The organism is Metabacillus niabensis, from assembly GCF_020524345.1.
Taxonomy (GTDB): domain Bacteria; phylum Bacillota; class Bacilli; order Bacillales; family Bacillaceae; genus Metabacillus; species Metabacillus niabensis_B.
In genome coordinates, this window is the sequence record NZ_JAIVLH010000050.1 from 1 (window position 1) to 7,641 (window position 7,641).

Here is a 7,641-nt window from a genome sequence, read left to right on the forward strand (position 1 = left end):
TAATGGGTTGAGCCAATTAATATTTTCAATTCTCTTTTCAGCTTCTTGAATCTGTTTTTCGAAAGAATGAATCCATCTGAAATGATCGGAAGCTCCTCTGATGGTTTCGTCTTTCCAACGGATATAGCTGTCATTTTTGTTTAATCGCTCATCCCACTTATCAAGCTGTTCATAGCGATTTTTTATGTTTGGTAAAGAAGGTTCATCCTTCAAAATTTTCGCAGCCTTTTGCAAGTCTACACGTTCAGCAGCTGTATGAAATCTTTCTGCTTTTTCTCTTTTCTCTTGCTGGCGATCTCTTGCTTGTTCAAGGGTCTGTTTTTCTTCACGGTACTTTTGCAGATCCACGACAAGAGCATTGTATTCTTGACGATCACGGTTCAAATCTCCTTTTTCAGTAGGAACACCACGCTTTTCCATTTCATGAGCAACATGGCCAAGATGAACAGTAGGAAGTTGTTCAAGTCCACGTGCTTCATGTGAAAGGTGGGAAATTCGTTCTTGGATCCCTTCTTTTTCTAACGCTCTATTCGCATGATTAGCCCATTCTTCACGCCATTGTTCAAGAAGTTCTTTCTTGTTCCAGTCACGATTTTTTGGACCGAATCCATCAGCTGCAATTTCTCTAGTCGTCAACATGACATGAGCATGAGGATTTTCTTTATCGTCTCTATGTATCGCAATATCAGCGATCATGCCTTTATTGACGAATTGTTCTTGAACATAATGTTTAATTAACTCTTTTTGTTGATCATTAGATAATTCTCTAGGCAAAGCAATATTAATTTCTCTTGCTAAACGAGAATTTTTTCTCGTTTCAGATTGCTCAACTTCATTCCATAACCGGTTGCGATCTTGCACCCATTCAGGAGAATGTTCAGGAGCAAGAATCATGGTATCCGGTTGAACTTCTCGACGATAAAATTTTTCTTCACCAGTACGTTCATCTGTTAAACGTTCACCTGAACGATAAGAAGCTGAAGCAACAGATGATTGCCCTTTACCTCTTGAAATAACTTGTGCTGAAAAATGATAGATTGCCATGATTCTCACCTCCGTTTCTTTTTGACGCTACGCGATTATGAATGAGATTTCGCATGCGATTGCGAAATTCAATTTGACCGAAACGGAAAGGGAAATACCGAAGGTGCTTCTCTTTCTGTTTTGGCTTCGCCGATAGGCGATTGGTACTTTGTTGCTTTAGCAACTCGCCGATTTCGGCGAATGGTTTTGCATTTGTTGCGAAGCAACCGCACGACAAACGATAGTTTGTGTAAGTGCGCCCTTGCTCTTCGATCCTCGGGAATTTGTGCCACACTCCATTGTGGCGATTCCCTGCTTCTGTCTAGTATTCTAGCACTGATTTCGCTATAATAAAAGAAAAATATGGGAATGCAGGAGGGTTTTAACGTGGGGCGTAAAACGGACGAAGAACGTTTAAGAGAATTAGAGGAAAAAATGGATCAGATTAAGGCGAAGAAACAACAAGTTGCGAGCCGAATTCAACAAAAGGAACGAAAGGAGCGTACACGAAGATTGATTCAGGTAGGAGCGATTTTTGAGAAGTATTTTGATATTGTTGGTGAGGATCAAGCTGAGAAGGTAGCGTACGGAATGAAGGAAGCAGTAGAGAAGCACAAAGCGAAATTATTAAACATTGATGTGGAGAAGTCCAAAGAAGCAAATAAGATCGTCTATGAGGTTCAAGAGGAAGAATCGATTATTCCAGAAGAGAACCCCACCTATCAACTGTCTTAATGCCTTAAGGGCATATTGGGTTGCCTTTATGGCAACCTTTCTTTGTGTTCAAGAAAAAAATAAAATCCTATTATTGATTGACTTAAAGTTACTTAAAGTATTATAGTAAAAGTAACATAAATGCGAAGGGGAAATGAAGATGCTAGAAGTATTAGACTTTCATAGAAAGATGTATGATGCTCGTTGGAATGGTGAGAAGGATTTATATGAGAACATGAAAGATTTAGAAGATGATTTTGTAGTTCTTGCAACTCGTGAGGGACTAGATTTTAAAAAAATCAACAGCATGCTTGAACAATTGTATATTCCGCCATATAAACATGAGTTGTTACCGGAGCATTTGAAGCATTCTCATTCAGCAAAAAGAGAAATGATGGGTCGTCCATCATTGGGAGTAACGAAAAAGGTTTCAATTACACTTCCTCATGATATTTGGGAGAAGATCGGCAAGGAAATTGATGAGAGAGAGTTAAAATCGATGTCGGCTTTTTTTCGTGAAATTGTGTTAGATCGGTATAAGGAGAAGGCTTGATGATCTGTAGTTATTGCGGTTCAAAAAATCATATGGACAGTGAAAATTGTGAGTTTTGTGTTGCGCCATTGAAGAAGCAGCGACCTAAAATGAGAGAGTTTATTTATTTGGAACAGTGTGAACTTCCTTTTGGGGAGCTGTCGCTTTTTCATACATATGATTTGTTAATTTTGCTTCGACTAGTGAGAGAGGAAAGAACAAAAAGTTATAACCTCATGAGAAGTGTTCAGAAAGGCTCTAAATTGGTTGAAATCGATTCAGATACATTGGCCTTTGCAGAAAGTGAATATAGGCGTTATACGGCTCGTATGAGGGTTATAGAAGGTATCTTGATTGATAGGATGGGTTATAAACCTAAGAGAGTGGATGATAAGTTACTAGAGAGTTTGAGAAAAAAGGTAGAAAATGGCTAGAAAAAAGGGTATTTTATTGGTATTGTCGAAATTAGAGAAAGAAAAAACCCTCAAGTTTGCCGACTCGGAGGGTTTCTCAAAACACGCAAGGGATTAGTCCCTTTATTAACATTTGAATATTTATATTCTATCACAAGAGGACTAATTCCTGCTACATAAGGGAGAGAAAAAGTAGTGGGAAAAGATAACATTGTAGATTTTGAACAAGCCGAAAGAAATGCTAGAAAAAGAGATTTTGAAAAAGATTCAGAAGCTAGATCAAGAGTCGAAGAATTAAAAAAGTCATTATTAGACCAATTAAAAGAACTTACTGGTGAAGAACATTTTATTGGATCCAGTAAAGATCCATTTGCAGGGGAGCCATTTAATCAGACCATGCATAGAAATTTAGATTTGTTAAATCGGATTGGTTATTTAACCCAAGCAGAAGAAAGTTTTTTGTTTAGGATTCAAGCCTATTTAGAATTTAAAAGTAATGTGATTATTTGCAGAGAAGATAAATTTAAGAAAAAGCGAAGAAATATTGAAGATGATTTTGAACTTCCAAAGTCTGCAACAGTTTCAGATATTGCTGAAATGATTGGCAAATCAAGAGAAAAGACCTCTTTAATCATGAACTCTTTGAAGAAAAAAGAGATTTTACTAAATCCTGAAGGTGCAGGACATGTTATTGAAAATGGAAGAACTGTAAGTCCTAGAACATGGATTGTCAATCCTTATATTATGATTTGTGCACCTAGAAAAAATAATGTTCAACTGGACAAGCTAACTATGAGATTATTTCAGCACTCTTTAAAAAATCTTAAAGATCAAAATGGTAAAAAAGTAAATTTACCTACTAGATTTTTTTGAAAATATTAAGATCGTATCTAAAATTTGATACGATCTTTTTTATTATTTGGAAATTATTAGGTGTGACGAAAGTGTCACACTTTTTAACCATTTTGTGACGAAAACGTCACACCCCCAAAAGTCTAACAAACTTAGTCATATCAACACTTTGAATCACTTTTAACAAACCCTCTCTATTATCACTATTGTTTAGTAGCAAATCGCCCTTTGTTTTCTAACTTTAATTTTATAATATTTTTCGTTATCTGCCATAAAGGCAACAAGGTTGCCATAAAGGCAACAAAACCTTGTATTTAGGAACAATTTCTCTTTCATTTATAGTTTTAAAAGGGAAATACACCTTAGTATAGAGATGTTTACGACTTCTCTCTTAATATCGCAAACAGTAAAAGACCTCGACTACACAACATACATGTGATTCGAGGTCTTTTACTACTGGTTTTTGGTCGGAGTTATTATTAACCTATTGACCTACTTATTATTTTTATCTTTTTGATTCTCAAGAATTTTTTTTAGTAATTCATTAGTTTCTGAAGAATCAATACCTCTTCTTACAGCAGTTTCTAAAATAGCATAATGAATTAGAATACTTAAAATACTAATAATAATTATCCAAACTGTTGGAATTCCCATTTTCCCACTTCCTTTTTTTGTTAATGTTCTTCTATAAATATGAAATTATGATATTATAAAAATAGAAAAGGAGGTAATATTATGAAAAATTTCAAAAAATAGCTATTTGTCTTTTTACTTTATCAATTTTTTTCCTGATTCAAAATACTGTAAATGCAGAAGAGGAAAAAATAACTACTTCAACTGGAATTACTATGACAGAAAATGAGTATGCAAATCTTAAGAGTTTAGGTTTCAGTGATTTAGCCATTGATCAAATGGAACAAGAAGTTTTTAATGAAAATAAAGATGTTATATTAGAATCTCAAACTGAGGTTACAAAGTATTATGAAGTTAAAGAACAACCTCAATTAAATCGGAGTTTTTCTTCAAGTACATCAAGTACAAGTGAAGAAAATTCAAGTTATATTTCTACTGAATTAAGTAAAGAAGAATATTTTAAAAAAGTAGAATCTAAAAAGAAAGAGTCTCAGAGTTCAGACGGTGAATTTAGTACTATGGCAAGCTCTGATACAGCTTCAACAAGTTATAGAAGGTTAACTACATCTATACAAAGATTAAGTTCAGGTATAAGACTATATAACAAGTTTATTTGGGATATTATGCCTTCAACAAGAAGTTATGATGTTCTTAGCACCTCTATAGATTCAACATTTTCACCTAAATCTGGATCTCAATATGGTCAACAACTATGGTCCTATACGAATCCAAATACTGGAGGATTTTATGGAGGTAGCTCTTCTTACAGTTCTAGTAGTTCTTTATGGAGTAAACAAGGTGCTGGTTATGGAGTTAAAATGAATCTTAAAGATAATGCTTCTAATTTACGAGTTACTGAATTAGAAGGTTACATGTATTATACCATTGTCAAAAATTCATCTGTAACTCCTTATTACATTAATGCTTATGGGAATTATTCTCACGCTAAAACAACAGTTAGCTCAAGTTACTCCTATAGTATGAGTGTTGGAGGACCTTCACTTAGCTGGCAAGGAGTTTCTAGTACTAGTTTTGATACTATTACTACACATGCTCAAACAAGATATTAATATATTTATAATATTTACTTTATGATTTATTTTACAATTGAGAATGAAAACTTTATACAAATCTAGTTAACATAATCACAACTATATGAAGTTAGTAAAAGAGCCAAACCCTTGATACATATGGGTTTGGCTCTTGTTCGTTTTTTATCGATTATGCAAGATTTTATACATCGTTGATTTATCAACGTTTTGAGCTTCTGAAGAAGCCTGGCAGCTGCATAAAAAAGTAGGGTTTTATGCAGTTGAGTTCTTAGTTGAATGATAGAATTGAAGATGATCTTTTAAACTTTTTCAAGGTATTTTTCTAATTCCTTTTTAAGCAAATTAGCCCCTTCAGGGCTTAGATTGATTTTTCTATTTGCTAAAGTGAAATTTTTATCTGAAACATCTCCAGTAATCATACATTGATGTTGGGGTTTATATTTCTTTAAGATAATTTGATCCTCATTAACGTAAATTTCTAGTGGATCTCCAATGCTTATTTCATATGCTCTGCGTAATTCAATTGGAATAACAATTCTTCCTAATTCGTCTACTTTTCTTACTACACCTACACTTTTCATGAAAAATCATCCTTTCCACAATTTTTGCCACCAACTTTTTTTTTCTTGAGTTGCAGCAACTTGTTCTTTAACTTCTAATAACAACTTTTTCGTTTCTTGAGACTCTCTTAATGATTGAACTAATTTTTGATCACGGTCATTTTGACTGCTTTCAATTCTGTTCAATTGTTCTTGCATTTGTTGAAGTTGAGCAGAATGTTGCTTTGCTTGTTCTTCAAGAGCAGTAGTAACAGCAGTCGTGATTAGTGTCATAACATCATAACTTTGCTTGTTTTCTTCTATGACGTCATGACTGTTACTCTTCTGTTTTGTATTTCCAATCATTTTTGCGACAGACTCAAGGGTCATGCCGTTATATTTGCTTAATTCAATGAATTTTTCTAAAGTGCTTATATCTTCATCAGTAAAAAGTCTATGACCTTGTTGGTTTTTTTGGATGAAGTAACCTTCTTTTTCAAGTATGGAAATGTATTTTTTAAAGACTGAATCTTTGATTTCTAACTTTTCCATTACTTCTTTTGCTTTATAAACAATAGTCATGACGATACACCTCCACTAAATTTTTCGGCATAACGTCATGACATACCTTTATTTTATACGTTTTTTTCTTTTTTGAAGGTTTCATAACGTCCTTCTTCTCCAATGCCAGTATCAATGACATAGTGAGTCTTATTTGAGTCTTGATTAATACTAGGTTTTACTTCAAAAATCGGTTCTAATATGCCACCAATCGGACGGTTCGGAAGGGGAAACAATACCTGAATTTCAGCGTTCGGGTCACACTCTTTTAGTGATTCTATCAACTCTTTGACTTTCACTTAAACCTCTCCTTTATCTGTCTATTTCTGCTTGATTTTGTTGATAAATCCGTCTTCTTTTTTGACTTTCATATTCATGAAATTTTTGTTGTCTATGCATTTCTTGGGCTGCTACCTCAATGCCTCTCATGACGGCATCAAACAAGCCAAGACCTTTTTCTTGGAAGTGGATTTGTTCCTTCCATTCAGGAACTTTTGCTTCAATTCCCTTTAAAATTTCTTTTTGACTTTCAAACTCTGTTCTTCCTGAAATGCCTTCATTTTTGAGGTGATTCTGATAGCTATTTCGAGCCATCATAGCACGTTCATACTCTTGTTTTGCTGATTTAGAAACAAGCATTTTCCCTTTTAAAAGGGGATTGTTTTCATATTTTTCAACAATGGCTTGGTGTCTTTCATAGTTTTCTAAATAACTTTCTGCACGCTGTAAGCGTGACTGGTTATGATCCACACGAGTAAGTTCTCCATTAAGTCTTTTGATTTCTTGTTTTCGGTGACGTAGGGTCTTTTCGATGTTTTCAATTGGAACAACTTTGCCCTTTCCGTATTTTTTCTGAATCTCAACAACCTTTAAAGCTGTTTGGAAGCTCATATAACGCATTTCAGGACGTTCAGGATAGTAAGAAGCCATCTGACGAACAAAAGCATTTTTATGGGCATTTTCGGCTTTCTGAAGTACATCACGTTCTGAACGGATATACTGACGAGTCTGTTTGTTTTTCTCCAGGAGTCCTGGGCGTTCATCTTCATGTTGCGTTTTCACCTGGTTAAATTCTTTCTCGTTGCTGAAACCAAGCTTTTCACGGTGGTAGTTTAGCTTTTCATCATGGAATTTAATTTCGGTTTTCGCCCTAGAAATTTCTTCTTCGGCTCTATCTTTAGTGAGTCGATTTTCCTTTAATTTTAATGGGTTGAGCCAATTAATATTTTCAATTCTCTTTTCAGCTTCTTGAATCTGTTTTTCGAAAGAATGAATCCATCTGAAATGATCGGAAGCTCCTCTGATGGTTTCGTCTTTCCAAC

General features: G+C 34.5%; 11 protein-coding genes. 5 read left to right on the forward strand and 6 right to left on the reverse strand.

The genetic code is table 11. The features are described 5' to 3' along the window. Positions 1-1,044, reverse strand: a 1,044-nt coding sequence (gene mobQ / locus LC095_RS26375; RefSeq protein WP_226530882.1) for a MobQ family relaxase, incomplete at its 3' end; no start/stop codon positions are given. A gap of 366 nt (positions 1,045-1,410) precedes the next feature. On the opposite strand from mobQ, the gene LC095_RS26380 reads away from it, so the two are divergent. The 4 genes from LC095_RS26380 (at position 1,411) to LC095_RS26395 (ending at position 3,555) form a co-directional block, all read left to right on the forward strand. Further along, positions 1,411-1,758, forward strand: coding sequence for a hypothetical protein (locus LC095_RS26380; RefSeq protein WP_226530883.1), 348 nt, complete (start codon positions 1,411-1,413; stop codon positions 1,756-1,758). 139 nt (positions 1,759-1,897) lie between these two features. Then, positions 1,898-2,290 (forward strand): hypothetical protein, encoded by a 393-nt coding sequence (locus LC095_RS26385; protein ID WP_226530884.1) that lies wholly within the window; start codon positions 1,898-1,900, stop codon positions 2,288-2,290. Then, positions 2,290-2,703 (forward strand): hypothetical protein, encoded by a 414-nt coding sequence (locus LC095_RS26390; RefSeq protein WP_226530885.1) that lies wholly within the window; start codon positions 2,290-2,292, stop codon positions 2,701-2,703. Before LC095_RS26385 ends, LC095_RS26390 begins: the two co-directional genes overlap by 1 nt. A 174-nt stretch (positions 2,704-2,877) precedes the next feature. Then, positions 2,878-3,555 (forward strand): Rep protein, encoded by a 678-nt coding sequence (locus tag LC095_RS26395; RefSeq protein ID WP_226530886.1) that lies wholly within the window; start codon positions 2,878-2,880, stop codon positions 3,553-3,555. 471 nt (positions 3,556-4,026) lie between these two features. Here LC095_RS26395 and LC095_RS26400 read toward each other — a convergent pair whose 3' ends face one another. After that, entirely contained in the window at positions 4,027-4,188 is a 162-nt protein-coding gene (locus tag LC095_RS26400; protein WP_226530887.1) for a hypothetical protein, read from the reverse strand. 194 nt (positions 4,189-4,382) lie between these two features. Between LC095_RS26400 and LC095_RS26405 the strand changes: the two genes are divergently transcribed. Then, the gene (locus LC095_RS26405) at positions 4,383-5,237 is read left to right on the forward strand and encodes a hypothetical protein (RefSeq protein ID WP_226530888.1); all 855 of its coding nucleotides are present in this window, start codon (positions 4,383-4,385) and stop codon (positions 5,235-5,237) included. Between the two features lie 281 nt (positions 5,238-5,518). Here LC095_RS26405 and LC095_RS26410 read toward each other — a convergent pair whose 3' ends face one another. The 4 genes from LC095_RS26410 to LC095_RS26425 form a co-directional block, all read right to left on the reverse strand. Beyond that, positions 5,519-5,800: an AbrB/MazE/SpoVT family DNA-binding domain-containing protein gene (locus LC095_RS26410; protein ID WP_226530889.1), complete on the reverse strand. Its 282-nt coding sequence runs from the start codon at positions 5,798-5,800 to the stop codon at positions 5,519-5,521. 6 nt (positions 5,801-5,806) lie between these two features. Further along, complete coding sequence (locus LC095_RS26415) at positions 5,807-6,340, reverse strand: DUF3967 domain-containing protein (RefSeq protein WP_226530890.1); 534 nt, start codon at positions 6,338-6,340, stop codon at positions 5,807-5,809. Positions 6,341-6,393: 53 nt separating this feature from the next. After that, positions 6,394-6,618 (reverse strand): hypothetical protein, encoded by a 225-nt coding sequence (locus tag LC095_RS26420; protein ID WP_226530891.1) that lies wholly within the window; start codon positions 6,616-6,618, stop codon positions 6,394-6,396. Between the two features lie 13 nt (positions 6,619-6,631). After that, on the reverse strand, positions 6,632-7,641 hold a 1,010-nt coding region (locus LC095_RS26425), incomplete at its 5' end, for a hypothetical protein (RefSeq protein WP_226530892.1).